We start from the raw sequence: 25,648 nt of genomic DNA, 5'->3' as shown, positions 1-25,648 counted from the left end.
GTTGCAGTCCTCTTTTCAGCCGCTCGATCGAGCGCTCATCCACCGTCCAGTCAAGCGTTTATAGCCATCCCATCGTCATGCCGGATTCCTCTGCCCGCCCGCCCCGCCTGATCCTCGCGTCGAGCTCGCGCTATCGCCGCGAACTGCTCGAACGCCTGCGCATCCCGTTCGACGTCGCCGTTCCTGCCATCGATGAAACGCCGCTCGCCGGCGAATCGCCCGCCGCGACCGCGCTGCGGCTCGCGCAGGCCAAGGCCCGCGCTGTCGCGGCCGGCCTCGCGCCGCTCGAAGCCGCGCTGGTCATCGGCTCGGATCAGGTCGCCACGTTCGACGATCGCCAGATCGGCAAGCCCGGCAATCACGCAAACGCGCTCGCCCAGCTTCAGGCGATGCGCGGCCGCGAAGTGCTGTTCCACAGCGCGCTGTGCCTGTTCGACAGCCGCGACGGCGCTGCACAAACACTCGACGTCGTGACCCGCGTCCGGTTTCGCGATCTGCCGGATGCCGCGCTCGACGCGTATCTGCACGCCGAAACGCCATACGACGTCGCGGGTAGCGCGAAGTCGGAAGGTCTCGGCATCGCGCTGCTCGACGCGATCGACTCCGACGATCCGACCGCTCTCGTCGGCCTGCCGCTGATCGCACTCACGCGCATGCTGCTCGCCGTGGGCTATCCGCTTCTGGGGGCGCAATGAAAGGCACGCTCTATCTGATCCCGAACACGCTCGGCGACGGCGATGCCGACGCACTCGCCGAGGTTCTGCCCGCACCGGTCCGCAGTCGCGCCGCCGCGCTCAGCTACTACATCGGCGAAAACGCGAAGACGACGCGCGCGTTCCTCAAGAAAGTCGGCACCGAGCGGCCGATCCAGGAAATCGAAGTTCGCGAACTCAACGTGAATACGCCCGCCGGCGAGATCGACCGGTTGCTCGCACCGTTGCTCGCCGGAACGGATGCGGGTCTCGTGTCTGAAGCGGGATGCCCGGCCGTCGCAGACCCGGGCGCACTGCTCGTGCGACGCGCGCACGAGCGCGGCGTCAAGGTCGTGCCGCTGGTCGGTCCGAGTTCGATTCTGCTGGCGTTGATGGCATCCGGCCTGAACGGCCAGAGCTTCGCGTTTCACGGCTATCTGCCGGTCGACGCAGGCGAGCGCGCGAAGCGGCTGCGCGATCTCGAACAGCAGTCGCGCAAGGCAAAGCAGACGCAGATTTTCATCGAGACGCCGTATCGCAATCGCGCGCTGCTCGACACGCTGCTGGCAACCTGCGCGCCGTCGACGCTCGTCTGCGTGGCCGTCGACCTGACGCTCGCCACTGAAACGATTGCGAGCCGCAGCGTGAGCGACTGGAAGAAAGCGACCGCGCCGGACCTGCACAAGCGTCCGGCGATCTTCCTGCTGCTCGCGAACTGACCCGCCGCGTGCCGCGCCTGCGCGCTCAGCGCAGGTTCAGCTTGCCGCCGAGCACCATCGCGTGCACGGCGGCACTCCCGACCGCCGCGCCGAACTTGCGCGCGACGCGGTCGGTGATGCTGTCCTTTACCGTGTAGTCGACGATATCCGGCGCCTTGATGATTTCGCGAGCGACGTAATCGGTGTTGCCGAAGCCATCGGCGAGCCCCATCTCGACGCTCTTTTCGCCGGTCCAGAACAGGCCCGAGAACATGTCCGGCGTTTCGTGCAGCCGCTTGCCGCGGCCTTGCCGGACTGCATCGATGAACTGCGCGTGAATCTGGTCGAGCATTTCCTGCGCGTGCGCGTCCATTTTCGGCGTATCCGGCGAGAACGGATCGAAGAAGCCTTTGTTCTCACCCGACGTGTGCAACCGGCGCTGGACGCCGAGCTTGTCCATCAGGCCAGTGAAACCGAAGCCGTCCATCAGCACGCCGATTGACCCGACGATGCTCGCCTTGTCGACGTAAATCTTGTCGGCGGCTGCGGCCACGTAGTAGCCGCCCGACGCGCACATGTCGCCGACCGTCACGTACAGCGGAATCGACGGATATTTCGCGCGCAGCCGGCGAATCTCGCTGTTGATGATGCCCGCCTGCACCGGACTGCCGCCCGGGCTGTTGATCGCAAGCACGACGCCGGCCGTGCCTGCGTCGTCGAAGGCGCTGTCGAGCGCGTTATCGATATCTTCTGCGTTCGCATTCGTACTGGACGAGATTTCGCCGTCGAGCGTGACGAGCGCCGTATGACGGCCGGTGGACGACACCTTGTCGCCGGAAAAATCGAAGACCGCCCATGCGAGTAGCAGCACGACACCGAGCGCGACGAAGCGGAAGAAAATTTTCCAGCGCCGCGCGGCACGCTGCTCGCTGATCGCGGCCAGCGCGATGCGTTCGAGCGCCGCACGCTCCCAGCCCGGCTCGGCGGTAGCGGCAGTAGCGGGCCGACGGCTGGCGTCGGACGGTTCGTTCGAATCGGGAGTGTGTTGGTCGGCCATGCGCGTCGCAGTGAGAGTCGAATTTCAGAGGGGCGCCGGACGCAGATCGCCGTCGGGGAGCCAGAACACCGCGCGGCCTTCCGGCGTATCGCGTTCGTCCACCCGGAGCGCGCGCAGCCGGCCGCCACGGCACGGACCGCCGACACATTTACCCGTGTCCGGCTCGTAAATCGCGCCGTGCGTGGCGCACATCAAGTATAAACCGGACGATTCGAAGAACTGGCCTTCGACCCAGTCGAGTTCCATCGGCACATGCGCACAGCGGTTCAGATAGCCGTACGCGTCGCCGCCGTAGCGCACGAAAAACACGACCGCCTCGCCGCCCGCGTTGATCGCGGTGCGCCGGACGCCCGCGCCGCCATCGACGAGTTCGTCGGCGGCGCAGATCCGCACCGGCTCCGGCGCGGCGTCGCTCATGCGTGCTCCCGCAGCCATCCGGACAGCGACACGACGCTCTGCGCGACAAAGCGCGGCGACAGCGCCTCGAGCGATGCGGCCGGATGCGCGCCATAGGTCACGCCGATCCCGGCCACGCCCGCGTTGATCGCCATCTGCAGATCGTGCGTCGTGTCGCCGATCATCACCGTGCGCGCAGGATCCTGGCCCAGCTCGCGCGTGAGTTCGTGCAGCATCGCCGGATGTGGTTTCGAAAACGTTTCGTCAGCACAACGCGTGCCGTCGAACAGACTCGTCAGGCGCGCCTGGTCGAGCGCGCGATTCAACCCGACGCGGCTCTTGCCAGTCGCGACGCCCAGCAGATAACCCTCGTCGCGCAGATCCCGCAGCATGTCGCGCACGCCGTCGAACAGCTCGGTGGTCTGATCCTTCACCAGGTAGTGAAAACGGTAGCGCTCCGCGAGCCGCGGATAGTCGGACGGATCGAGCGTCGGCGCGGCGATCTGCAGCGCGTCGCGCAGGCCGAGGCCGATCACGTAGCTCGCGGACTCGTCGGAGGGCACCGGCAGACCGAGATCGCGACAGGCGGACTGGATGCTGCGCGTGATGTGGACGGTCGAGTCCATCAAGGTGCCGTCCCAGTCAAAGACGATCAGATCAAATTGCTGTCGGGCCATGCGGATTTCGTCTCGCTTTCATTCAGGGTGGAATCGGGGTGGCGGTTTTCGTCGGACCGGAGGCGGTTAGCGGCGCCCTCCCACCTGCGCTGTCTTTACTGATGCCCGTCGTTGCCGTTACCCGCATCGCGCATTGCGCGCAGTTCATCGACGAAACGCCGGCAGTCGGCGGGCAGCGGCGCATCGAACTGCAGCGTTTCGCCGGTCGCCGGATGCGCGAGCTTGAGCCGGTACGCGTGCAGGAACATCCGCTTCAGGCCCGGATGCGCGCTGGCGCGGGCAAGCGCCTTGTTCAGCGCGAAATCGCCGTATTTCGCGTCGCCGATGATCGGCAGCCCGAGGTGCGCCAGATGCACGCGGATCTGATGGGTCCGGCCAGTCTTCAGTTCCGCCTCGAGCAGCACGTAATCCGGCCAGTGATCGACCAGATTGAACACCGTGTGCGACGGCATGCCGTCCGGCTGCACGCGCACGCGCCGTTCGCCGTCCGGCAGCAGATACTTGTGCAGCGGCTCCTTCACGATCCGACGCCGCCCCCAGTCGCTCGACCATTCGCCGTGGGCGCACGCATAGTACCGCTTGTCCATCCGGTTCTCGCGGATCTGCTCGTGCAGCCCGAGAAGTGCGGTCCGCTTTTTCGCGAGCATCAGCACGCCGGACGTCTCGCGATCGAGCCGGTGCACGAGCTCAAGGAATTTTGCCTGCGGACGCGCCTGCCGCAACTGCTCGATCACCCCGAACGCGACACCGCTGCCGCCATGGACGGCGACACCCGACGGCTTGTCGATAACCAGCAGATGATCGTCCTCGAACAGCACCGGAAAGTGCGCGACCGGCACATTCGCACCCGCGATCGGCTCCACGGACTGGGCGATTCGGATCGGCGGAACCCGCACGACGTCGCCGGATACGAGCCGGTATTGCGCATCTATCCGGCCCTTATTGACCCGCACCTCGCCGCTGCGCAGGATCCGATAAATATGGCTTTTCGGCACCCCTTTACAGATGCGTAGCAGGAAATTGTCGATGCGCTGACCGGCCGAATCCTCGTCGATTTCGACCATCGAGACCTGGTCGGCTGCGACCGGTTTCTGGGAAATTTTGCCTAACTCTTTCATTCTGAATATAATTTGCCCAGCAGTCCGCGGTGGCCGACACATTGACCGGTAGCTGGGCGGGTTGCGCAGGTGCAAGCGATAAAGGCTTATTTTACTTGCGCCGGGGCAGGTTGCTCACCCCGAAATCAAGATGCAACAAGTTGCACGCACGGATCCAAGTGCCAGGCAGGGACGGCGCCCACAGGCGCGTTCGGTCAGGACCGGCTCCGACGGTAACGGAATTTTGGTAAAAAAGAATTTAACTGGCGGGCGTCGTCGGCGGGCAGCGAAAGCTGCCGCGGGACAACGCGGCCAGTGGCGAAAATACGGCGTGCGCCTCGTAGCGTTTCGCGACTGAATGCGAAACAAGGCGTCGTCAAAATGAGGCGAGACACCCCGGTGGGAAGTCGGGCGTTTTGAGCAAGCTTCCCGCGCGCGGCATGGCCGCGGTCTTCGCGGTTCCGGTTTTTTGCGCCCAGTGGCGCGCCGGACACGCAAATGAAGACGCAAACGGCAGGCTGCCCGAGCACTTCGGCGTGTCGTGTCGTTATTTGAAGCCGTATTCGCATGTGCCCTGCGGCACCGTGTCCATTTTCAGCCGGACCGGGCCCCCTCAGGCAATTCTCCCCGCCAACGTTCCTGCTCCAGCGTGCCCGTGACTACACAATAAGGTGCGGCGCGCCGCCGCCCTCACCGTTCCTGCGACTGACAACCGCAGGGCGTGGGCCGGCGCAAGCCGCTCTGGAGCCGTTCAATGAAACGCATGCTGTTTAATGCGACGCAGCAGGAAGAACTGCGCGTCGCCATCGTCGATGGGCAAAAACTCATCGACATCGACATCGAAACCGCCGGCCGCGAACAGCGCAAAGGCAATATCTACAAGGGCGTCATCACCCGCATCGAGCCGTCGCTCGAAGCCTGCTTCGTCAACTACGGCGAAGACCGCCACGGCTTCCTGCCGTTCAAGGAAGTTGCCCGCCAGTACTTCCGCGACGGCGTCGACATGCGCTCCGCGCGCATCCAGGACGCCCTCCGCGAAGGCCAGGAACTGATCGTTCAGGTCGAAAAGGAAGAGCGCGGCAACAAGGGCGCTGCCCTCACCACGTTCATCTCGCTCGCCGGCCGCTACCTCGTGCTGATGCCGAACAATCCGCGCGGCGGCGGTGTGTCGCGCCGGATCGAAGGCGACGACCGCCAGGAACTGCGCGAAACGATGGCGCAGCTCGAACTGCCGGAAGGCATGAGCATCATCGCTCGCACCGCAGGCATCGGCCGCAGCGCCGAAGAACTGCAGTGGGACCTGAACTACCTGATGCAGCTGTGGCGCGCGATCGAAGCCGCGTCGCAAAGCGGCTCGTCCGGTCAGCCGATGCTGATCTATCTGGAATCGAGCCTCGTGATCCGCGCGATCCGCGACTACTTCCAGCCGGACATCGGCGAAATTCTCATCGACACCACCGAAATCCACGACCAGGCGCGCGCCTTCATGGATATCGTGATGCCGGACAATGTCAGCAAGGTGAAGCGGTATCACGACGACGTGCCGCTGTTCTCGCGCTTCCAGATCGAGCACCAGATCGAAACCGCGTATTCGCGTACCGTTCCGCTGCCGTCGGGCGGCGCGATCGTGATCGATCACACCGAAGCGCTCGTCGCGATCGACGTCAACTCGGCACGTGCCACGAAGGGCGCGGACATCGAGGAAACGGCCGCGCGCACGAACCTGGAAGCCGCCGACGAAGTCGCCCGCCAGCTGCGTCTGCGCGATCTGGGCGGCCTGATCGTGATCGACTTCATCGACATGGAATCGGCCAAGAGCCAGCGCGACGTCGAGCAGCGCCTGAAAGACGCGCTCAAGCACGACCGTGCGCGCGTCCAGATGGGCAAGATCTCGCGTTTCGGGCTGATGGAGCTGTCGCGTCAGCGACTGCGTCCGGCGCTGTCCGAAGGCAGCCACGTCACGTGCCCGCGCTGTAACGGCACGGGTCACATCCGCGATACCGAATCGTCCGCGCTGCAGGTGCTGCGGATCATTCAGGAAGAAGCGATGAAGGAAAACACCGCGGCGATCCACTGCCAGGTGCCGGTCGAAGTGACCGCCTTCCTGCTGAACGAGAAGCGCTCGGAAATCAACAAGATCGAATCGCGCTTCAAGGTCAACGTCGTGTTGATCCCGAACAAGCATCTCGACACGCCGCACTACAAGCTCGAGCGTCTGCGTCACGACGACGCGCGCCTCGACGAGCCGCGCGCATCGTGGAAGATGGCCGAGGAAGCGGCGCACGAGCTCGAATCGGAAACCGGCTACAGCAAGCGCACCGAAGAAACGAAGCCGAAGCAGGAAGCCGCGGTCAAGGGCATCACGCCTGAGAAACCCGCGCCGAGCGCACCGGTCAAGCCGGCTGCCGCACCGACGCCGGCGCCCGTCGCCGTGACGCCGGCTGCCGGTGGCTTCATCGGCTGGCTGAAGAACCTGTTCGGCATGCAGCCGGCTGCACCGGCTCCGGCCCCCGCGCCGGCCGAGAAGCCTGCTCGCCCGGCCCGCGAACAGCGCGGCGAGCGCAGTGCCGGCGGCAACGACCGGAACCGCAACCGCCGTGGCGGCAACGCCGGCGCACGCAGCGAGAACGCAGTGGGTGGCCGTCAGGGTCAGCCGTCGCAACGCCGTGACGAACCGCGCGAAGGACGTGAAGGCCGCGAGGCGCGCGAACCGCGTGAGGCTCGTGGCAACCGCGAACCGCGCGAAGGGCGTGATAACCGCGAGGGTCGCGACAACCGCGAAAGCCGTGACAACAACCGCGCCGAACGCGGACAGGATCGTGGCGACCGCGTCGAGGCAGTCGAAGGCGCGGCACGTCCGGAACGCGGCGAACGCCGGGACCGTGGCGAGCGACGCAAGCAGCAGCCCGAAGCCGCCGAGGCACTGAACCAGAACGAAGTAGCAGCACTGGCACCGGTCGAATCGGGTCTCGGCGAGAACGAAGCGCCGCTCGATCAGGAAAACGTCGCACGTGACGGTGAAGAACGCCGCCGTCGTCGCCGTGGCCGCCGTGGTGGTCGTCGTGAGCGCGATGAAGAAAACGTCAACGTGAATCACGCCGCCGACGTCGCCGAAGCAGAAGGCGAAACGGCCGGTACGACGGCCGAAGCGCCGGTACGCACGCAGGAGCACACCGGACGTCACGAGACGCCGGCAGCCGCTCCGTCGGTTGCACCGGTCGAAGTGGTCGTCGCTGCTGTCGCGACAGAAACCGCCGTCGTGACGGAACTGCACGCTGCAGCCGACACGCCGACGCTCGCCGCCGAACAGGCCGCGAAGACGGAAACGCTCGAACCGGTCGCTGTGCCGCAGGTCGCGCACACTGCGTCGGAAGCGGTTGTTGCTCCGGCTGCTGTTGCAGAACCGGCAGAACCGGCGCAGCACGAGCCGGCACCCGCTACGTGGTCGGCAGCTCCGGTCGTCGAGCAGCACGCGCCTGTCGTCGAAGCGTCCCCGCTGGCACCGGCGCCCGCTGCTTCGGAAGCCGCGCCTGCGGTCGCCGTCAGCGAACCTGCTCCGGCCGTGGTTGCTGCTGCCGAAGTATCCGAAGCACCGGTTGTCGCGCAGCCTGCTGTCGAACCGCACGTCGAGCCGGCCCCGCAGGCCGAGCCTCAGCCTGTGCAAGCCGCTGCAGTCGCACCCGCCGTCACCGTTGCTCCGGTACAAGCCCCTGCCCCGCAAGCCGCTCAACCGGTTCCGACGCGCACGGACCTGTCCGCGGAAACGCTGCAGCCGATGCTCGAAAACGCCGGTCTGGTGTGGGTCAACACCGACGCCGACAAGCTGCGTGCCGCGCAGGACGCAGCCGCCCAAGCCGTGAAGCCGGCCCGCGTGCCGCGCGAGCGCAAGGTGCTGCCGCAGGCAGACAGCGCGCCGATGCAGCAGGTCGAAACGGGCCGCTCACAGCATTAAGCAGTAAGCACCCGCTGCAGTAGTCGTCAAAAGCCCGCCTCTCCGGCGGGCTTTTTTCTTGCCCGCGATGCCCCCACATCATCGGGAGGGTCGCCACCGACTGCCCCGGCCGGGCCCTTCCGTTAGAATGAAAGCTGTAACCAGAACGAATCGACCCGAATCGGCCATGTCCCGACGCATCATCCCTGTCACCGACGTCAGCGCACTATCCGCACTGCCTGTCGTCGTCGCCGGCACTACCGCGATCCCGCGCGGCGTGCTGCACGACACGCTTGCGCGGCCGCTGCGCGATCTGCGCATCTCGGTGACGGACCGCTGCAACTTCCGCTGCGTCTACTGCATGCCGCGCGCGGTCTTCGACAAGGACTATGCGTTTCTGCCGCATGCGTCGCTGCTGACCTTCGAGGAAATCGAGCGTCTCGCGCACACGTTCGTCGCGCACGGCGTCGAAAAAATCCGGCTGACCGGCGGCGAGCCGCTGCTGCGGAAAAATCTCGAATTCCTGATCGAGCGGCTCGCGCGGTTGAGCACACCGGACGGACGGCCACTCGACCTCACGCTCACCACCAACGGCTCGCTGCTCGCGCGCAAGGCGCGCAGCCTGAAGGACGCGGGCCTCACCCGCGTCACCGTGAGTCTCGACGCGCTCGACGACGCGCTGTTCCGCCGGATGAACGATGCCGACTTCGCGGTCGCCGATGTGCTCGAAGGCATCGCGGCCGCCGATGCGGTAGGCCTCGCGCCGGTCAAGGTCAACATGGTCGTCAAGCGCGGCACGAACGACGCCGAAATCATCCCGATGGCGCGTCGCTTCCGTCACTCGGGCGCGATATTGCGCTTTATCGAATACATGGACGTCGGCACGTCGAACGGCTGGAACATGACCGAAGTATTGCCGTCGGCCGACGTGATCGCGCGCATCGCCGCGCACTTCCCGCTCGTGCCGCTCGAAGCACACAGCGCCGCCGAGACAGCGCAGCGCTGGGGCTATGCGGATGGCGCCGGCGAGATCGGCGTGATCTCGAGCGTCACGCGTGCGTTCTGCGGCACCTGCACGCGCGCGCGTCTGTCGACGGAAGGCAAGCTGTACATGTGCCTGTTCGCCTCGGCGGGACACGATCTGCGCGCGCTCGTGCGCAGCGGTGCAAGCGATGCCGAAATCGCCGGCGCTATCGCGCACATCTGGCAGCAACGCGACGACCGTTACTCGCAACTGCGCGGCAGCGCGGTCGCGCAAACTGCGCCGTCCGCGGATGCACGCCGCGTCGAAATGTCCTACATCGGCGGCTGACGCCGCGCCGCTCGCATGGCGATCCTCTCCACGCAGATCACCGGCCTTCTCCTCGCGGGCGGGCGCGGCACGCGCATGGGCGGCGTCGACAAAGGTCTGCAGACGCTGCACGGCGAACCGCTTGCTGCTCACGTGCTGAAACGGCTCGCACCGCAAACCGGCGCGCTGCTGATCAGCGCGAATCGTCATGCGGAGCGCTACGCCGAACTGGGCGCGGCTTACCAGGCAAACGTCATTGCTGACAGCACCGCGCTACCCGACTTCCCCGGCCCGCTCGCGGGTCTGCTCGCAGGTCTGCAGGCTGCGACAACCCCGTTCGTGCTCAGCGCACCGTGCGACTCACCCGGGCTACCGGTCGATCTCGCCGAGCGCCTTGCCAACGCGCTCGAAACCCGGCACGCGGACATCGCGACAGCCGCGACGAGCGATGCCCACGGCGACGTCTCGCCGCATCCGGTCTTCGCGCTCGTACGCACGTCGCTCGCCGACGATCTCGCCGCCTTTCTGCAAGCCGGCGAGCGCAAGGTACGCGCGTGGTACGCGCGCCACACGACGGTCGAAGTGATCTTTGCCGACGAGCGCGCGTTCTACAATGTCAACTCTTTACAACAACTCGCCGACCTCGAACGCACGTGAGGCCTTTGTAGCCTCCGCCAGCATCGGCGCTGCCACGCCCTTGCCCCTTGCCTGTCAAGCACCCGCCTCCAGCTGCCACGCTCCCGATTCATGACCACGCCTGACGACTTCTCCCGCTGCGTCGCCCAGTACGACCCGCATGCGTTGCCGGTCCACGCTGCGCAGGCGATCGTGCGTCAGTGGGCGACGCCGCTCGAAGCGGTCGAACGCGTGCCGTTGCACGATGCGCTCGATCGCGTGCTGGCTGAAGACCTCGTTTCGCCGATCGACGTCCCCGCGCACGACAACTGCGCGATGGACGGCTATGCGTTCCACAGCGCAGCGCTCGGCGCGGGTAATACCGAAGTCATCCTGAGCGTCGCGGGCAAGGCACTCGCGGGCCATCCGTTCACGGGCAAGATCGCGGCAAACGCATGCGTGCGCGTGATGACCGGCGCATGGTTACCGGACGGCTGCGATACCGTCGTGCCGCAGGAACTCGTGTCACTCGACGGCGACACCATTCGCTTTCCCGCAGATGCATTGCGCGCCGGTGCAAACTGGCGCCGCGCAGGCGAAGACCTCGCGCGCGGCGGTCTCGCGCTGCATGCGGGCCGAATCGTGCGCGCGTCGGATGTCGGGTTGCTCGCGTCGCTCGGCGTTGTTGAAGTGACTGTGCGGCGTCGCCTGCGCGTCGCGCTCTTTTCGACCGGCGACGAATTGCGCTCGCCGGGCGAACCGCTTGCACCAGGTTGCGTGTACGACAGCAACCGCCACACGCTCGCCGCAATGCTGCGTCGGCTGAATGCGGAGACACTCGATCTCGGTATCGTCCGCGACGAACCCGCCGCACTCGAAGCCGCGTTACGCCATGCCGCCACCAGCGCCGACGTCGTGCTGAGTTCGGGCGGCGTATCGGTCGGCGAAGCGGACTTCACGCGCAAGCTGCTGCAAAGTTTCGGCGACGTCGCGTTCTGGAGTCTCGCGATGCGCCCAGGTCGCCCGCTCGCATTCGGCCGCATCTGGTCCGGCGAGCGACCAGGCGCGGGACGGCCTGCGCTATATTTCGGCCTGCCGGGCAATCCGGTCGCGGTGATGGTGACGTTCTATCTGATCGTGCGCGAAGCGCTGCTCGCGATGTCGTGCGCCACCTCGCAGCCGCCGGTACTGATCGCCGCCGCGAGCCGCGAAGCGATCCGCAAGCGGCCCGGCCGTACCGAATTCCAGCGCGGCATCGCAGAGCGCGATGCGCACGGCCAGTGGCACGTCGCGCCCACCGGTTCGCAGAGTTCAGGCGCGCTCAGTTCGATGAGCGAAGCCAACTGCTTTATCGTGCTCGCACACGAGCAGGCAAATATCGACGCAGGAGACACTGTCGATATCATGCTGTTCGACGGACTCATCTAGGCGGTCGGCCGCCGCCTCACTTTCACGCAATCACCAAGACCAACGGGTTTGACTCACATGAAAAAACAGATCTCGTTCATCGCACCGGGACAGACCGCCAAGGCACTGATTCTGGTCTACCTGACCTTCAGCGTGCCGATCGTGCTGCTCGGCGTGCTGGTCGCGTTCGTGCGCTATGGGTCAGTGGAACTCAGCACGATTTTCAGCGCGCTGCTGCTGAACGCGATTCTCGGCTTCGTGCTGCTGTGGATCGCGTGCCATGCGTACAACTGGGTGGCGTCGCGTTTCGGCGGCATCGAAATCCAGTTGAGCGACGCGCCCGAGGAAGCGTAATGGCAGCGGTGCTGCGCGCAGCAACACCGGCCGACGTCGGCGCGATCTTCGCGTTGATGCGCGAACTCGCCGAGTACGAAAAGCTCACGCATCTGTTCGTCGCGACCGAGGAAGGCGTGCACGATGCACTGTTCGGTCCGCGTCCGTCATCGGAAGCGATAGTTGCCGACGACGCCGGCCGCATCGTCGGCTATACACTGTACTTCCACAATTTTTCGACGTTTCTCGGCCGCCGTGGCCTGTACCTCGAAGACATCTACGTGCAGCCGACGCAACGCGGCAGCGGCCTCGGCACAGAGATCCTGCAGCGGCTCGCGGCGCTCGCCGTCGAACGTCAATGCGGCCGCTTCGAGTGGACCGTGCTCGACTGGAATCAGCCGGCGATCGATTTCTATCAGAAGATGGGCGCGACCGTGCTGCCCGACTGGCGCGTGGTGCGGATGACCGGCGCCGCGCTCGAAGCGCTCGCTGCAGGCGGCGCGAAAGACTGACGGCGCGCGACGCGGCCTTTACCGCAGGCGCCCGCTCATCAAGGCTCGTCTGCGTCAGAACCTGCGAGCAGATCGCCCGCATCTCCCAACACTCCACTCGCCTGCTCACCCGGCAATGCCTCGACGTCGCGTAGCTTCCGGTTCATCACGCGCGCGCGTTGCTCGGCCATATCGATCGAGTTGGCGACCGTTTCCAGTTGCTTCTTGGTCTTCGCCAGCACGTCGCCGAATTTGCCGAACTCCGTTTTCACCGCGCCGAGCACCTGCCACACTTCGCTCGAACGCTTCTCGATCGCGAGCGTACGGAAACCCATCTGCAGACTGTTCAGCAACGCGGTCAGCGTGGTCGGCCCCGCGATCGTCACGCGATACTCGCGTTGCAGCAGATCGGTGAGACCGGGCCGCCGTAGCACCTCGGCGTAGAGCCCTTCGGTCGGCAGATAGAGCAGCGCGAAATCGGTCGTGTGCGGCGGCGATACGTATTTCTCCGCGATCGTGCGCGCCTCCGAACGTACCCGCGCTTCGAGCGCACGCGACGCCTCTTCGACCGCGACCGGATCGGCGCGCTCCTGCGCATCGATCAAGCGCTCGTAGTCCTCGCGCGGAAACTTCGCATCGAGTGGCAGCCATACCGGCTCGCCGCCCCCGTCTGCCGATGAACGCCCCGGCAAACGGATCGCGAATTCGACACGCTCGTTACTCTTCGGCACGGTCGCGACATTCTTCGCGTATTGATCCGGCGTCAGCAGTTGTTCGAGCAGCGCTTCGAGCTGCACTTCGCCCCACGTGCCGCGCGTCTTCACGTTGGTCAGCACTTTCTTCAGATCGCCTACACCGGCCGCAAGCGTCTGCATTTCGCCGAGTCCGCGATGCACCTGTTCGAGCCGGTCGGACACCAGCTTGAACGATTCGCCGAGCCGCTGTTCGAGCGTCGCGTGCAGCTTCTCGTCAACGGTGCGGCGCATCTCTTCGAGCTTTGTCGCGTTGTTCGTCTCGATGTCTTTCAGACGCGCTTCGAGCGTCGCGCGCACTTCGGCGAAACGACGATCGTTTGCTTCGGTCAGTTGCAATAGCTGCTGCGTCAGCGTGTCGCCGAAACGTTTCAGCGCCGCGCCCTGCTCGTCGCGCGCCTGTTGCGCCTGGAGCTGCAGACTCTGCCGCACCGCTTCCAGTTGCTGCGCGTTGGTTTCGGTCAGCCTGACGAGCTGTTGCGCAAAGCCTTCGATCTTGCCGTTCTGCACGGTGGCAATGCCGGTCTGCTGCGTGGAGAGGGTCTGCTGGAACTGCGCGAAGCCGCCGCTCAACTCGGTGCGCGACGTGCGCGCGGTATCGACGATCTCGCTGCGCAGTTCGCGTTCGAGCCGTTCGAATGCGCGCGTCTGCGTATCGGTAGCGGCGACGGTGCGCTCGCCGAGATCGACGAGCAGCGCGTCCTGCTTCGAGCGCCCCGCGCTGCGCAGCGCAAACAGCAACCCGACGACGAGCAGCACCGCCAGCACGGCAAGCACCACGACGGCGGTGATAAGCAACGACGTCATACGCGCGCCTTGCCGAGCACACCCGGATTCACCGGATTCGCCGGACGACCCGCCTGCGGTCCTTCGCCGAGCGCAGCGATCAAGTTGTCGGCGGCGAGATTCGCCATCGCGCGGCGCGTCGCTTCGGTCGCGCTCGCGATATGCGGCGTGAGCACGACGTTCGGCACGGTGAGCAGCGCGGGGTTCAGCTTCGGCTCGCCTTCGTACACGTCGAGCCCCGCTGCAGCGATACGCTTCGCGCGCAATGCGTCGACCAGCGCCGCGTCGTCGACGATGCCGCCGCGCGCGATGTTGGTCAGCGTCGCGGTCGGCTTCATCAGCGCGAGTTCGGCCGCGCCGATCGTGTGATGGCTTTCCTTCGTGTACGGCAGCACGAGCACGACGTGATCGGCCTCGCGCAGCAACGCTTCCTTTGACAGATACTGCGCACCCAATTCGGTCTCGATCTCAGACGCGACACGCGAGCGGTTGTGATACACGACGCGCATGCCGAAGCCGCGCGCGCGACGCGCGAGCGCCTGACCGATGCGCCCCATGCCGACGACGCCAAGCGTCGAACCGTAGATATCGCTACCGAGAAAGCCGTCGTAGGCCCACTTCTGCCATTGACCCGCACGCAGCCAGTGTTCCGATTCGGCGATGCGGCGCGCGGCGGCCATCATCAATGCCCAGCCGAAATCGGCGGTCGATTCGTTCAGCACGTCGGGCGTATTCGTCGCGAGCACGTTCGACGCATTGAACGCAGCAATGTCGAAGTTGTTGTAGCCGACCGCCATGTTCGACACGACGCGCAGACGCGGCGCGGCGGCGAGCGCGGCTACGCCGATCGGATCGCCCGCGGTTAGCGCACCGTCTTTATCGGCGAGCCGGCGCTTCAGTTCGTCTTCGGCGAGCACGTCGCCGTTGTTCCAGTCCACTTCGAAATACTGCTTGAGGCGTTCGATCACGTCCGGAAAAATCGGACGTGCAACCAGAATCTTCTGCATCGCTTCGCTCCAGAATCAGCATCGCCGCGCGAGAGACGCGACGCGCTCAGTCGTCTTCAGAAAAACAGCCAGCCGGTCAACAGAAACACCGGAATCAGCACCGCGCCGGACCATCCAAGATAGCCAAAGAAACTCGGCATGCGCACGCCTCGTGATTCGGCGATCGCCTTCACCATGAAGTTCGGCGCATTGCCGATGTAGCTGTTCGCGCCCATGAACACCGCGCCCGCGGAAATCGCCGCGAGCGTCGTCGCGCCCGTGGTCATCAACGTCTGCGCGTCGCCGCCCGCGAGATTGAAGAACACCAGGTAGGTCGGCGCATTGTCGAGGAACGACGACAGGATACCCGTCGCCCAGAAATACATCGCGTCGTGCGGACGGCCAGATGAGCCGTTGACCAGATGCACGAGGCTCGCGAATGCGCCCGATTCGCCCGCGCGCAGGATCGCGATCACCGGCGCAATGGTCACGAAGATCGCCGCGAACAGCTTCGCGACTTCTTCCATCGGTGCCCAGTTGAAGTTGTTGCCCGAGCGAGCGTTGCGTGGCGTCGCGGCAAGCGACACCAGCGTGACGACGATCAGCAGCCCGTCGCGCACCGCGTTCTGCAGTGCGACGTGCGTGCCGGCCACGTTGAATTCGATGCCGGGCTTCCACAGGCCGCTCATCAGCACGAGCGCGATCACCGCGAGCAGCAGCACGAAATTGATCGTGCCTTGAATGACGAGCTTCGGCGAATCGGGCGTCGGATCGCGCGATGCGGGACGCTCCTCTTCGTTCACGCCGCGTTCGCCTTGACGGCTGAAGTAGTACGTGTCGATCGCGTAGAACAGCACGAGCAGCACGACGCAGACGAACAGCATCGGCAGTGCGAGATGCTGCGTCGTCCAGAAGAAACCGACGCCGTTCAGGAAGCCGAGGAACAGCGGCGGATCGCCGAGCGGCGACAGCGAGCCGCCCGCATTCGCGACGAGAAAGATGAAGAACACGACAACGTGCACCACATGCTTTCGATTGTCGTTCGCGCGCAGCAGCGGCCGGATCAGCAGCATCGCGGCGCCGGTCGTGCCCATCACGCTCGCGAGCGCGGTGCCGAGTACGAGGATCGCGGTATTCAGACGCGGCGAGCCGTGCAGATTGCCGCGCACGCAGATGCCGCCCGCGACCGTGTAGAGCGCGGTCAGCAGCACGATGAACGGCACGTACTCTTCGAGCAGCGCATGCACGAGCGTGCCGAACGCAGGCGCGACACCGAACGCGATCGCGAACGGCACCAGAAACACGGCCCCCCAGGCGGCCGCGATCTTGCCGAAATGGTGATGCCAGAACGAGGAGGCAACGAGCGGGAACAGTGCGATCGACAGCAGCACGCCGGCGAACGGGACCGCCCACCATGCGGACAGTGCGGCACCGTCCGGTGTCGCAGCGGCGGCGAGCGGCGACCACATCGCGCATGCGGCGGCCAACGCGACGCATGCCGAAACGGCATGTCGTTTCATCACTTTCTATCCTTGCAAACGGAATCGACGGATCGACGCGCCCGGCTCATGCGCCGCGGACGACGATCGCATGCACACGATACGGCCCGTGCGCGCCGAGGACGATGGTCTGTTCGATATCGCCGGTTCGCGACGGACCCGACACGAAGTTGACCGCGCGCGGCAGCTCGCCGCGTTCGGCGCGAATCAGCGCGAACGCATCCTCGTGACCGGCGACGATCCGCGACGCGGGCACGATCGCCACGTGCGTCTCGGGCAGCAGCCCGGCGGAGGCGTAGGTCTGCGGACCCGACAGCAGCACCAGCGTACCGGTCTCGGCGGTCGCACAGAAGCAGCCGGTGATGCCGACCTTGTCCGCATCGACGGGCTTGCGAAATTCCACTTCGAGTCCCGCGTCGGACCACGCGAGATCCTGCAGCGTTTGCCATGCGATCGCGTGGACCGGCAGGCCCTGGCTCGCGAGGTAACGTTGAGTCGCGGCCGGCACGTCGTGCATCGCGTCGACGAGATCGACGGTGGTCGACATCTTGCCGGCCTGCTCGACGAAACGCGTCACGAGATCGTCCGGCATCGGCGGACGCGGACCTTCGGGATGACGCGCGAGATAGTCGGCTGCCGCTTCGCGTTCGTCATCGGCCGGCGCGCCGTCACGGCCCTGCCCCGCGCGGATGCGCGCGAGGATGTTGCGGCGGGCAGTCGATGTGTCCATGGGCAAGTCCTTGTTCGATGACCACGCGGCGATGACGCACGCGTGCTGGTGCAAATACGCAGATACCGAACGAAATTATATCGGCGGCCTCGCGCGCAACATCACAACTTCGCGGCGGCGAGGCCCTGGCGACAACCGTTACTGCGATGCTTCGTCGGCCGGCTGCGGAATGCCGAACACCTGACGCAGGTACGCGAGATACGCCTTGTCGTCGCACATGTTCTTGCCCGGCGAATCGGACAGCTTCGCGACCGGCTGACCATTGCAGCGAACCATCTTGATCACGATCTGCAGCGGGCTGTAACCGAGATCGTTAGTCAGGTTCGTGCCGACACCGAAAGCGAGCTTGCAGCGATTACGGAACCGCTCGTACAGCTGCAGCACTTTCGGAATGTCGAGCGCATCGGAGAACACGAGCACCTTCGTGCGCGGATCGCAGCGGTTGTCCTCGTAGTGCTTGAGCAGGCGCTCGCCCCAGTCGAACGGATCGCCGGAATCGTGGCGCGCGCCGTCGAAGAGCTTGCAGAAATACATGTCGAAGTCGCGCAGGAACGCCTCCATCCCGTACACGTCCGACAGCGCGATGCCGAGGTCGCCGCGATATTCCTTCGCCCACATCTCGAAGCCGTAGATCTGCGAATCGCGTAGCCGTGGACCGAGCGCCTGACACGCCTGCAGATACTCGTGCGCCATCGTGCCGAGCGGCGTGAGGCCGTGCTTCATCGCATAGAACACGTTGCTGGTGCCGGTGAACTGCTCGCCGAGCCCATCCTTAAGCGTGAGGATCACCTCTTCGTGCCACTGCTTCGAGAAGCGCCGGCGCGTGCCGTAGTCCGCGATCTTGCAGTCGGCGAATTCAGGCCGCGCGCCGAGCAGTTCGATCTTCTCGACGAGCCGCTCGCGCCCTTCGCTGTAATCCGGCTTCTGCTGCGTATTGCGGAAGTACACCTCGTTGACGATCGCGAGCATGGGAATCTCGAAGAGAATCGTATGCAGCCACGGCCCCTTGATGTCGATGTCGATCTCGCCGTTATTCTTCGGCGAAGGCGAGATCGAGATGTACTTCTCGTTCAGATGGAACAGCGCGAGGAATTCGACGAAGTCGCCCTTGATGAAGCGCATCCGCCGCAGGTAATCGAGTTCGCCTTCCGTGAAGCGCAGGTTGCAGAGCTGACGCACCTCGTCGCGGATCTCGTCGATGTACGGCACGAGATCGACGTCTTTCGTGCGGCACCGAAACCGGTATTCGACGTTGGCAGCGGGGAAATGATGCAGGACCACCTGCATCATCGTGAACTTGTACAGATCAGTGTCGAGCAGCGATGTGATGATCATGGTGTGCAAACCGGTCTGCCTGACGCCGGCAGCCCATGAAAAAAGACCTGGTTCGTTTCGGCCCGCCCCTGCGCGCCGATCCGTCCCATGTTACCCGAATGCAGCGCGCGAACGGCACGGCGCTTCCCCCCGCGCAGCCCATAAACTAATCACCAATCGATATAAAACCGTGCAAGCCGTACGTGATAAGGGTTTGGTCGTTACGTTACAATACCGGTCTTTGGCGTTCCGACGGCGCACCGCGCCCGTATTTGCCACGCCCGTGCCACCCCCGATATTGCATGCAGGAGTTGCCTGAATGACCCACGTTGTGACCGAGAGCTGCATCAAGTGCCGCTATACCGACTGCGTCGACGTGTGCCCGGTGGACTGCTTTCGCGAAGGTCCCAACTTCCTCGCGATTGATCCCGACGAGTGCATCGACTGTGCCGTGTGTGTCGCCGAATGTCCGGTGAACGCGATCTACGCTGAAGAAGACGTGCCGGGCGACCAGCAGGACTTCGTCGTGCTGAACGCCGACCTCGCAAAGGGCTGGCCGAGCATCACGAAGACCAAGGCACCGCTGCCCGAAGCCGACGACTTCAAGGACGTGAAGGACAAGCTGGCGCTTCTGCAGCGCTGATGCCCCTTCTCTCCGGGCGGTCCCGCCATCAGCGCGCGGCCGCTCCGGAAAGCGCGTCGAGGCGCGTTAGGTATTGACAGGCCCTGTAGCGCCCCCTACAATTTCGCTTCTTCGCTGTTGTTGTTCCCCGATAGCTCAGTTGGTAGAGCGCCGGACTGTTAATCCGTAGGTCCCTGGTTCGAGCCCAGGTCGGGGAGCCAAGAATTGCAAAGGCCCGTTAGCCATAACGGGCTTTTTTATGTCGTGAACGTTGTATTGCTGTTCCCCGATAGCTCAGTTGGTAGAGCGCCGGACTGTTAATCCGTAGGTCCCTGGTTCGAGCCCAGGTCGGGGAGCCAACTGCTTCAAACGAAAGCCCGCTGATAGTCAGCGGGCTTTTTGTTTTTTGCGTGTGCCGTTCGCGTTTCCAACGTGGCCGGATCGACAGCACTGCCGCTGGTATAGCATGTGCGCTCCTCCACTTCGATTCGCCGCGGCAGTCGCGGTCCATCCTCATGCCATCGATCCTGTTTCGCGCATCGCTCGCCGCCTGTACCGCGCTGCTTCTGCTGCCCTGTGCGCACAGCGAGGAAGTCGCGAGCGTCAACACCAACTTCCGCCTGACGGGCTCCGATCGAGTCGTCGTCGAAGCGTATGACGATCCGCTCGTGAACGGCATCACGTGCTATGTGTCGCGGGCGCGCACCGGCGGCATCAAGGGCACGCTCGGCGTCGCCGAGGATCCGACCGAAGCGTCGATCGCGTGTCGCCAGGTCGGCGCGGTCCATTTCACCGGACCGCTCAAGCAGCAGTCCGACGTGTTCACCGAGCGCATGTCATTCGTGTTCAAGACACTGCACGTCGTGCGTATCGTCGACGCGAAGCGCAACACGCTCGTCTATCTGACGTACAGCGACCGCGTCGCCACCGGTAGCGCGAAGAACAGCGTGACGGCGGTGCCGCTGCCCGCGGGCACCACGATCCCGACGAAGTGAGTTTGATTATCGTGAGGCCGCGCTAAACTGGCACTATCCGCTGGATTGCCATCATGACCGCTACCCGTTTCCGAGATTCCGCGCGCTACTGGCGCACCCCGCTCCTGCCCGGCGCGGAACTCCTCACGGCCGAGTATCGCGATCACGCGTTCACACCGCACTGGCATGAGGCCTACGCGGTGCCGGTGATCGAAGCTGGCGCGGAAACCTACGAGTATCGCGGCTCGCGCTACGTCGCCGAGGCCGGCACCGTGCCCGTCATCAATCCCGGCGAGCTGCACACCGGCTCGCGCGCGGTCGAGGCCGGCTGGCGTTATCGCGTGATGTACGTGCCGATCGATTTCATCCAGGATCTCGCGACCGAAGTCGCCGGACGCGTGCAACCGATGCCGTGGTTCGCGCCCGACGTGATCCGCGACGCGGATCTCTGGGACCGGGTGAGCCGTGCCCATCGGCTGCTCGAGGACGACACCAACGACCCGCTCGCCGCCGAAGCTTCGCTGTACGACGCGCTGTCGACGCTGCTCGTCCGCTATGCGCGCACACGGCCGGCGGCATCGATCCATTTCGACGACCGCCGCGTCGCGACGATGAAAGACCGCCTCACTGCGGATCTCGCCGTCCCGCTGAAACTCGCCGATCTCGCGGCCACCGTCGACCTGTCGCCGTTTCACGCGGCGCGTCTCTTCACGCAGAACACCGGCCTCGCGCCGCACGCGTGGCGCAATCAGGTTCGTTTGCAACGCGCGCTGGCGCCGCTGCGCGCGGGCGTGTCGGTCGCCGACGTCGCGACCGCGCACGGCTTCACCGATCAGAGTCACTTCACGCGGCACTTCCGTCGGATGTTCGGCGTACCGCCTGGGCGTTGGCAAGGCGCCTGAATCTGGCTTGAGTCTGTCGGCTGTGCGGGGGCACGGACCAGAGCCACTTCGTCGCATAGTTCGACGCCCCACCGCAAGAACGTACAAGCCCGCCCACCTCCCATCCCGCTATCCTCGCGTGACAGGAGAACAGATTGACTCACGCTCACCCCACCCACCGCTTTCGCGAATTCACCGCCGGCATGCGCGACACCGTGCCGATGCTCGTCGGCGCCGCGCCGTTCGGCGTCATCTTCGGCACGCTCGTGACGTCGGGCCCGCTGCATCCGTGGCATGGCCAGTTGATGTCGCTCGTCGTGTTCGCCGGCTCCGCGCAGTTCATCGCGATCGGACTGATCGCCGGTCACGCGAGCTTCGCCGTGATCTGGGCGACGACGTTGATCGTCAACCTGCGTCACGTGCTGTACAGCGCGACGCTCGCGCCGCACGTCGCGCATCTGTCGATGCGCTGGCGCTGGGCGCTCGGTGGCCTGCTCACCGACGAAGTCTTCGCCGTCGCGTGGGCGCACTACCGGCTGCATCCGCCCGGCTCCGTCGGCCCGTATTACTTCTTCGGCTCTGGCGTATCGATGTACGTCAACTGGCAGATCTGGACGCTCGCGGGCCTCGTATTCGGCGCCGCGTTTCCGGGCCTGCAATCGCTCGGTCTCGATTTCGCGATGGTCGCGACGTTCATCGCGATCGTCGTGCCGCAGCTCGTCGCGTTGCGCTACGTGGCAGCAGCGGTGACCGCCGGCACGCTCGCGTTTCTGTGGCAGGGCTGGCCGTACAAACTCGGTCTACTGGGTGCGGTGTTCGTCGGCGTCGTGGTCGGCGTACTGCTGTCGCGGCAGGCGCTCGGTCAGCAGCGTACTGCGGGAGCCGGTCAATGAACGACGTGCTCCTGATTCTCGGCATGGCGCTGATCACATGGGTGATCCGTGCGGCCGTCTTCGTGCTCGGCGATCGACTGGTGTTTCCGCCGCTCGTGCGCACTGCGCTCGGCTTCGTGCCGGTCACCGTGCTGACCGCGATCATCGTGCCGATGGCCGTGTCGCCGCACGGCACCCAGGCCGAACTGACATGGCGCAATCCGCAACTGGTCGGCGCGCTCGCGGCGATCGTCATCAGTGCGTGGACGCGTCGTCCGCTGCTGACGATCGCCGTCGGCCTCGCGGTGTTCTTCCTCTGGCAAGGGGTGGTGCTGCGCTGAGCATCACGCCAATCGCACTTCATCTGCCCCCTCAAGTTTTTCCCCGTCCCGCCGATAATCAGTCGTAGTCCGCCAGCCGGACCCGCATTTCCGCCGCGTCATCCAGATGCGGCGGAAAGCGCATTCCATCAGCCGGCATCGCCGACATCCGCTCCGGGGGCTCCGCGCGGACGTCGGCACCGCTGCGGTGCCGCGCACGGAAGATCACACGGGACAAGACATGGGGCAGATCACCCTCACACTGAAGGACGAAACGATCGTTTCGCTGCGCAAGGACTTCGATGCGTTCCTGCGCGTGTCGCTGAAGCTCGATCCGCAATTTGCGACGCCGTCGTTCGAGGACTTCCTGCGCGCGAAGCTGCTCGACAACATGGTGCCGCTGACCGAACACGCGGTGCAGCGGATGCTCGCCGGCGGCCAGTACGCGTGGGCGAAGCGCACGCTCGATAAGGAATTTCCGGACGTCGTCGCGATCCTGATGCGGCAGGCCGTGGAATACGGCTTCGGCTTCGCAGTCCGCTCCGAGTGGACGCCCGAAGAACTCGCGAAGCAGGCACGCGGCTGGGCACAAGCAATCGTCGAGCAGGCAGAGGGCGACCCGCTGCTGATCGATCCGCTCGCGTCGCAGATCAAGTCGGCTGCGCAGGATATTCAGGTGCTTGAGGAAACGATGCAGACGCCCGCGTGGCGGCTCGCCGAATCGCTGCGTCAGCGCGTGTACGAAGCGAAGGTGGCATGCGAGACGAGCGTCGGCAGTGCCGCGCGCGAAAAGCTCGGCGAACTGCGCGGGCTGCTGCGGCTCGGCATCGCGCACGGTTCATTTCAGAAACAGGAAGCGCAGCAGATCATGGAGTACCTGCGTCTGCTGAAGCCGGAGATTTTTGTCGAAGAGCCGTACGACGTGTTCGCACGGCTCGCCAGCTGGCTGCGCAATTTCTTCACGCCACCGCCGACCCGCGCGCAACGGCCGACGCGCTGACCTCTCGTACGGCGCGCGACCGACGAAAGACGCGCGCCGTTACTCGTTAATCCCACATCTTCCTGAGCTTCGCCGCGATCTCGAGCTTCGCCTGCGCGGCGGCTGCGAGACCCGCGGCGGTCGGCATGACCGGCGGTGCAACGCGCGGCCATGCGTACGTATCGAAATGCGGCAGCAGACCCGCCGGAATGAAGCGGGTACGCGACGCCCACACATGACGGTCGCCGAGATGCGTCTGGTTGTGCACGTAAAAACGCTGCGGCACGACGACATGCAGATCTTCCTTCGCGCGCGTCATCGCGACGTACAGAAGCCGCCGCTCTTCTTCCAGTTCCTCGTCGCTGCCGGTGCCGAGATCGGACGGCAGGCAACCGTCCACGCCGTTCAGCACGAACACGTTGCGCCACTCCTGCCCTTTCGCCGAATGGATCGTCGACAGGATCAGATAGTCTTCGTCGCGCGATGGGTCGCCTGATTCGTCGCTGGTTGCATCGGGCGGATCGAGCGTGAGCTCGGTGAGAAAGCGCTCGCGCGATGCGTACGTGCCCGCGATGCTTTCCATCTGCAGCAGATCCGCGTGACGGACCGCCGCGTCTTCATGATTGCGTTCGAGATGCGGCTCGTACCAGCGGCGGATCGTTTCGAATTCGGCGGGCCACGGCGTCGCGCGGCTACCCACCGCCGACATCAGCGCGACGAACGGCGCCCAGTCTTCGAGCGCGCGCGGCGGCGGCGCAAATGCAGCGAGCGCGCCGGCGGCCGGTGCCGTGTGCAGCCCCGTGCCGGCCAGTGCATCCGCGCGCGCGGTCACCTGATCGAGCACGCGCGCGGCGGTCGCCGGACCGACGCCCGGCAGCAGTTGCACGACCCGAAAACCCGCGACGCGATCGCGCGGATTCTCCGCCCAGCGCAACAAGGCGAGCAGATCCTTCACGTGGATCGAATCGAGAAACTTCAGGCCGCCGAATTTCACGAACGGGATGTTGCGCCGGGTCAGCTCGACCTCGAGCGCGGCGCTGTGATCCGACGCGCGAAACAGCACGGCCTGCGACTTCAGCGTCATACCGGCTTCGCGCGCGTCGAGAATCTGCTCGACGACGTAGCGCGCCTGCGCCGCTTCATCCTCGACGGTGACGAGTCTCGGACGTTGCGCCGACGCCTTGTCGGACCACAGGTTCTTCGTGAAGCGCTCGCTCGCGAGTTCGATCACCGCGTTCGACGCGGCGAGGATCGGCTGCGTCGAACGGTAGTTGCGTTCGAGCGTCACCTGCTTCGCGGGCGGATCGAAATGCGTGGGGAAATCGAGAATGTTGCGCACCGTCGCGCCGCGAAACGAATAGATGGACTGCGCGTCGTCGCCGACCACCGTCAGGCCGCGGCCATCCGGTTTCAGCGCGAGCAGGATCGACGCCTGCAGACGGTTGGTGTCCTGGTACTCGTCGACGAGCACGTGATCGAAACGGTCCGACATATCGGCGGCGAGCGACGGTTCCGCCGCGACGTACGACCAGTACAGCAGCAGATCGTCGTAATCGAGCACGCTCTGCTTCTGCTTCGCATCGACATACGTGGCGAACAGCACGCGCAGGTCCGCCTCCCATTCGCAGCACCACGGAAACGCGCGCGCGAGCACGTCCGCGAGCGACGCGCCGGTGTTGACGACCCGCGAGTAGATCGCGAAGCACGTGCCCTTCGACGGAAAGCGACGCTCCTTTGCCGAGAAGCCCAGTTCGTGACGAACCAGGTTCATCAGATCGGCGGAATCTTCGCGGTCGTTGATCGTGAACGCCGGCGACAGCCCGATCCGCTCCGCGTATTCGCGCAGCAGCCGCGCGCCGATACCGTGGAACGTGCCCGACCACGTGAGTCCCAGCGACGTCCCCGAGCGCGCGCCGAGTGCGGTGCTCGCGATGCGCGACGCGCGGCGCGTCATCTCCTGTGCGGCGCGGCGCGAGAACGTGAGCAGCAGGATGCGGCGCGGATCCGCGCCCTTGACGATCAGATGTGCAACGCGATGCGCGAGCGTGTTCGTCTTGCCCGACCCGGCACCCGCAATCACCAGCAGCGCGCCTGCATCGCCGCCGTACTCGACTGCCTCGCGCTGCGCGTCGTTGAGCTTCGCGAGCCACGCATCGGGATCGGGTAGCGAACGTGAGGGACGTGACGGGGAATCGGCGACGGAGAGCACGGTAGGCGTTGTGTGGAACGGTTCAGACGGAAGAATGCG

At 65.3% G+C, this 25,648-nt stretch carries 24 protein-coding genes and 2 tRNA genes; 16 read left to right on the top strand and 10 right to left on the bottom strand.

What is annotated here, in order from left to right; all coding sequences use genetic code 11:
• Positions 1 to 77: 77 nt before the first annotated feature.
• Together E1748_RS15000 and E1748_RS14995 are read left to right on the top strand one after the other, a co-directional pair.
• Positions 78 to 695: a Maf-like protein gene (locus tag E1748_RS15000; RefSeq protein ID WP_133648000.1), complete on the top strand. Its 618-nt coding sequence runs from the start codon at positions 78 to 80 to the stop codon at positions 693 to 695.
• Entirely contained in the window at positions 692 to 1,411 is a 720-nt protein-coding gene (locus E1748_RS14995) for an SAM-dependent methyltransferase (RefSeq protein WP_133647999.1), read from the top strand. The genes E1748_RS15000 and E1748_RS14995 overlap by 4 nt, the downstream gene beginning before the upstream one ends.
• A 25-nt stretch (positions 1,412 to 1,436) precedes the next feature.
• Here E1748_RS14995 and E1748_RS14990 read toward each other — a convergent pair whose 3' ends face one another.
• The 4 genes from E1748_RS14990 to E1748_RS14975 form a co-directional block, all read right to left on the bottom strand.
• Positions 1,437 to 2,447, bottom strand: coding sequence for a S49 family peptidase (locus E1748_RS14990; protein ID WP_133647998.1), 1,011 nt, complete (start codon positions 2,445 to 2,447; stop codon positions 1,437 to 1,439).
• Between the two features lie 24 nt (positions 2,448 to 2,471).
• Positions 2,472 to 2,864, bottom strand: a complete 393-nt coding sequence (locus E1748_RS14985) for a Rieske (2Fe-2S) protein (protein ID WP_133647997.1) — start codon at positions 2,862 to 2,864, stop codon at positions 2,472 to 2,474.
• On the bottom strand, positions 2,861 to 3,520 hold the full coding sequence (locus tag E1748_RS14980) for an HAD-IA family hydrolase (RefSeq protein ID WP_133647996.1): 660 nt from the start codon (positions 3,518 to 3,520) through the stop codon (positions 2,861 to 2,863). Before E1748_RS14980 ends, E1748_RS14985 begins: the two co-directional genes overlap by 4 nt.
• A gap of 95 nt (positions 3,521 to 3,615) precedes the next feature.
• Positions 3,616 to 4,638 (bottom strand): RluA family pseudouridine synthase, encoded by a 1,023-nt coding sequence (locus E1748_RS14975; RefSeq protein WP_133647995.1) that lies wholly within the window; start codon positions 4,636 to 4,638, stop codon positions 3,616 to 3,618.
• 733 nt (positions 4,639 to 5,371) lie between these two features.
• Here E1748_RS14975 and E1748_RS14970 point away from each other — a divergent pair.
• From E1748_RS14970 to E1748_RS14945, 6 genes are all read left to right on the top strand, one after another.
• Positions 5,372 to 8,569 carry an Rne/Rng family ribonuclease gene (locus E1748_RS14970; RefSeq protein ID WP_133647994.1) on the top strand — a complete coding sequence of 1,066 codons (3,198 nt, stop codon included), beginning with the start codon at positions 5,372 to 5,374 and terminating at the stop codon, positions 8,567 to 8,569.
• A 166-nt stretch (positions 8,570 to 8,735) separates the two neighbouring features.
• A complete protein-coding gene (gene moaA, locus E1748_RS14965; protein WP_133647993.1) occupies positions 8,736 to 9,860 on the top strand; it encodes a GTP 3',8-cyclase MoaA in 1,125 nt (374 codons plus the stop codon).
• A gap of 15 nt (positions 9,861 to 9,875) precedes the next feature.
• A complete protein-coding gene (gene mobA / locus E1748_RS14960) occupies positions 9,876 to 10,496 on the top strand; it encodes a molybdenum cofactor guanylyltransferase MobA (RefSeq protein ID WP_133647992.1) in 621 nt (206 codons plus the stop codon).
• Between the two features lie 90 nt (positions 10,497 to 10,586).
• Entirely contained in the window at positions 10,587 to 11,882 is a 1,296-nt protein-coding gene (moeA, locus tag E1748_RS14955) for a molybdopterin molybdotransferase MoeA (protein ID WP_133647991.1), read from the top strand.
• Between the two features lie 57 nt (positions 11,883 to 11,939).
• On the top strand, positions 11,940 to 12,215 hold the full coding sequence (locus E1748_RS14950) for a hypothetical protein (protein ID WP_133647990.1): 276 nt from the start codon (positions 11,940 to 11,942) through the stop codon (positions 12,213 to 12,215).
• The gene (locus E1748_RS14945) at positions 12,215 to 12,706 is read left to right on the top strand and encodes a GNAT family N-acetyltransferase (RefSeq protein ID WP_133647989.1); all 492 of its coding nucleotides are present in this window, start codon (positions 12,215 to 12,217) and stop codon (positions 12,704 to 12,706) included. Before E1748_RS14950 ends, E1748_RS14945 begins: the two co-directional genes overlap by 1 nt.
• Before the next feature lie 38 nt (positions 12,707 to 12,744).
• Here the strand turns inward: E1748_RS14945 and E1748_RS14940 are convergent, their stop codons facing one another.
• From E1748_RS14940 to pncB, 5 genes are all read right to left on the bottom strand, one after another.
• Complete coding sequence (locus E1748_RS14940) at positions 12,745 to 14,244, bottom strand: DNA recombination protein RmuC (RefSeq protein WP_133647988.1); 1,500 nt, start codon at positions 14,242 to 14,244, stop codon at positions 12,745 to 12,747.
• Positions 14,241 to 15,230 carry a 2-hydroxyacid dehydrogenase gene (locus tag E1748_RS14935; RefSeq protein WP_133647987.1) on the bottom strand — a complete coding sequence of 330 codons (990 nt, stop codon included), beginning with the start codon at positions 15,228 to 15,230 and terminating at the stop codon, positions 14,241 to 14,243. The genes E1748_RS14940 and E1748_RS14935 overlap by 4 nt, the downstream gene beginning before the upstream one ends.
• A gap of 56 nt (positions 15,231 to 15,286) precedes the next feature.
• On the bottom strand, positions 15,287 to 16,729 hold the full coding sequence (locus E1748_RS14930; RefSeq protein WP_133647986.1) for a sodium:proton antiporter: 1,443 nt from the start codon (positions 16,727 to 16,729) through the stop codon (positions 15,287 to 15,289).
• A gap of 46 nt (positions 16,730 to 16,775) precedes the next feature.
• Positions 16,776 to 17,438, bottom strand: coding sequence for a LutC/YkgG family protein (locus tag E1748_RS14925; RefSeq protein ID WP_133647985.1), 663 nt, complete (start codon positions 17,436 to 17,438; stop codon positions 16,776 to 16,778).
• A gap of 138 nt (positions 17,439 to 17,576) precedes the next feature.
• A complete protein-coding gene (gene pncB, locus E1748_RS14920; RefSeq protein WP_133647984.1) occupies positions 17,577 to 18,773 on the bottom strand; it encodes a nicotinate phosphoribosyltransferase in 1,197 nt (398 codons plus the stop codon).
• Between the two features lie 298 nt (positions 18,774 to 19,071).
• On the opposite strand from pncB, the gene fdxA reads away from it, so the two are divergent.
• From fdxA to E1748_RS14880, 8 genes are all read left to right on the top strand, one after another.
• Positions 19,072 to 19,395: a ferredoxin FdxA gene (gene fdxA, locus E1748_RS14915; RefSeq protein WP_133647983.1), complete on the top strand. Its 324-nt coding sequence runs from the start codon at positions 19,072 to 19,074 to the stop codon at positions 19,393 to 19,395.
• A gap of 124 nt (positions 19,396 to 19,519) precedes the next feature.
• Positions 19,520 to 19,595 (top strand) — tRNA-Asn (locus tag E1748_RS14910).
• Positions 19,596 to 19,657: 62 nt separating this feature from the next.
• Positions 19,658 to 19,733: transfer RNA gene (locus E1748_RS14905), tRNA-Asn, on the top strand.
• A 156-nt stretch (positions 19,734 to 19,889) separates the two neighbouring features.
• On the top strand, positions 19,890 to 20,369 hold the full coding sequence (locus E1748_RS14900; protein ID WP_133647982.1) for a CreA family protein: 480 nt from the start codon (positions 19,890 to 19,892) through the stop codon (positions 20,367 to 20,369).
• A 53-nt stretch (positions 20,370 to 20,422) separates the two neighbouring features.
• Positions 20,423 to 21,250, top strand: a complete 828-nt coding sequence (locus E1748_RS14895; RefSeq protein WP_133647981.1) for an AraC family transcriptional regulator — start codon at positions 20,423 to 20,425, stop codon at positions 21,248 to 21,250.
• A gap of 182 nt (positions 21,251 to 21,432) precedes the next feature.
• Positions 21,433 to 22,122 carry an AzlC family ABC transporter permease gene (locus E1748_RS14890; protein WP_133649371.1) on the top strand — a complete coding sequence of 230 codons (690 nt, stop codon included), beginning with the start codon at positions 21,433 to 21,435 and terminating at the stop codon, positions 22,120 to 22,122.
• Positions 22,119 to 22,442, top strand: a complete 324-nt coding sequence (locus E1748_RS14885; RefSeq protein WP_133647980.1) for an AzlD domain-containing protein — start codon at positions 22,119 to 22,121, stop codon at positions 22,440 to 22,442. Before E1748_RS14890 ends, E1748_RS14885 begins: the two co-directional genes overlap by 4 nt.
• A gap of 220 nt (positions 22,443 to 22,662) precedes the next feature.
• The gene (locus E1748_RS14880) at positions 22,663 to 23,421 is read left to right on the top strand and encodes a DUF4088 family protein (protein ID WP_133647979.1); all 759 of its coding nucleotides are present in this window, start codon (positions 22,663 to 22,665) and stop codon (positions 23,419 to 23,421) included.
• Between the two features lie 46 nt (positions 23,422 to 23,467).
• On the opposite strand, the gene E1748_RS14875 is transcribed toward E1748_RS14880, so the two are convergent.
• Complete coding sequence (locus E1748_RS14875; protein WP_133647978.1) at positions 23,468 to 25,609, bottom strand: ATP-dependent helicase; 2,142 nt, start codon at positions 25,607 to 25,609, stop codon at positions 23,468 to 23,470.
• Positions 25,610 to 25,648 lie beyond the last annotated feature (39 nt).

Source organism: Paraburkholderia flava, assembly GCF_004359985.1.
Lineage (GTDB): Bacteria > Pseudomonadota > Gammaproteobacteria > Burkholderiales > Burkholderiaceae > Paraburkholderia > Paraburkholderia flava.
The sequence above is the reverse complement of the archived record's forward strand: the minus strand, read 5'-3'. Positions and strand labels throughout refer to the sequence as shown.

Excerpts from the sequence above, each read along its gene's own strand:
- E1748_RS15000 (WP_133648000.1), top strand. The coding sequence starts at position 78 with ATGCCGGATTCCTCTGCCCGCCCGCCCCGCCTGATCCTCGCGTCGAGC.
- E1748_RS14995 (WP_133647999.1), top strand. The coding sequence starts at position 692 with ATGAAAGGCACGCTCTATCTGATCCCGAACACGCTCGGCGACGGCGAT.
- E1748_RS14990 (WP_133647998.1), bottom strand. The coding sequence starts at position 2,447 with ATGGCCGACCAACACACTCCCGATTCGAACGAACCGTCCGACGCCAGC.
- E1748_RS14985 (WP_133647997.1), bottom strand. The coding sequence starts at position 2,864 with ATGAGCGACGCCGCGCCGGAGCCGGTGCGGATCTGCGCCGCCGACGAA.
- E1748_RS14980 (WP_133647996.1), bottom strand. The coding sequence starts at position 3,520 with ATGGCCCGACAGCAATTTGATCTGATCGTCTTTGACTGGGACGGCACC.
- E1748_RS14975 (WP_133647995.1), bottom strand. The coding sequence starts at position 4,638 with ATGAAAGAGTTAGGCAAAATTTCCCAGAAACCGGTCGCAGCCGACCAG.
- E1748_RS14970 (WP_133647994.1), top strand. The coding sequence starts at position 5,372 with ATGAAACGCATGCTGTTTAATGCGACGCAGCAGGAAGAACTGCGCGTC.
- moaA (WP_133647993.1), top strand. The coding sequence starts at position 8,736 with ATGTCCCGACGCATCATCCCTGTCACCGACGTCAGCGCACTATCCGCA.
- mobA (WP_133647992.1), top strand. The coding sequence starts at position 9,876 with ATGGCGATCCTCTCCACGCAGATCACCGGCCTTCTCCTCGCGGGCGGG.
- moeA (WP_133647991.1), top strand. The coding sequence starts at position 10,587 with ATGACCACGCCTGACGACTTCTCCCGCTGCGTCGCCCAGTACGACCCG.
- E1748_RS14950 (WP_133647990.1), top strand. The coding sequence starts at position 11,940 with ATGAAAAAACAGATCTCGTTCATCGCACCGGGACAGACCGCCAAGGCA.
- E1748_RS14945 (WP_133647989.1), top strand. The coding sequence starts at position 12,215 with ATGGCAGCGGTGCTGCGCGCAGCAACACCGGCCGACGTCGGCGCGATC.
- E1748_RS14940 (WP_133647988.1), bottom strand. The coding sequence starts at position 14,244 with ATGACGTCGTTGCTTATCACCGCCGTCGTGGTGCTTGCCGTGCTGGCG.
- E1748_RS14935 (WP_133647987.1), bottom strand. The coding sequence starts at position 15,230 with ATGCAGAAGATTCTGGTTGCACGTCCGATTTTTCCGGACGTGATCGAA.
- E1748_RS14930 (WP_133647986.1), bottom strand. The coding sequence starts at position 16,729 with ATGAAACGACATGCCGTTTCGGCATGCGTCGCGTTGGCCGCCGCATGC.
- E1748_RS14925 (WP_133647985.1), bottom strand. The coding sequence starts at position 17,438 with ATGGACACATCGACTGCCCGCCGCAACATCCTCGCGCGCATCCGCGCG.
- pncB (WP_133647984.1), bottom strand. The coding sequence starts at position 18,773 with ATGATCATCACATCGCTGCTCGACACTGATCTGTACAAGTTCACGATG.
- fdxA (WP_133647983.1), top strand. The coding sequence starts at position 19,072 with ATGACCCACGTTGTGACCGAGAGCTGCATCAAGTGCCGCTATACCGAC.
- E1748_RS14900 (WP_133647982.1), top strand. The coding sequence starts at position 19,890 with ATGCCATCGATCCTGTTTCGCGCATCGCTCGCCGCCTGTACCGCGCTG.
- E1748_RS14895 (WP_133647981.1), top strand. The coding sequence starts at position 20,423 with ATGACCGCTACCCGTTTCCGAGATTCCGCGCGCTACTGGCGCACCCCG.
- E1748_RS14890 (WP_133649371.1), top strand. The coding sequence starts at position 21,433 with ATGCGCGACACCGTGCCGATGCTCGTCGGCGCCGCGCCGTTCGGCGTC.
- E1748_RS14885 (WP_133647980.1), top strand. The coding sequence starts at position 22,119 with ATGAACGACGTGCTCCTGATTCTCGGCATGGCGCTGATCACATGGGTG.
- E1748_RS14880 (WP_133647979.1), top strand. The coding sequence starts at position 22,663 with ATGGGGCAGATCACCCTCACACTGAAGGACGAAACGATCGTTTCGCTG.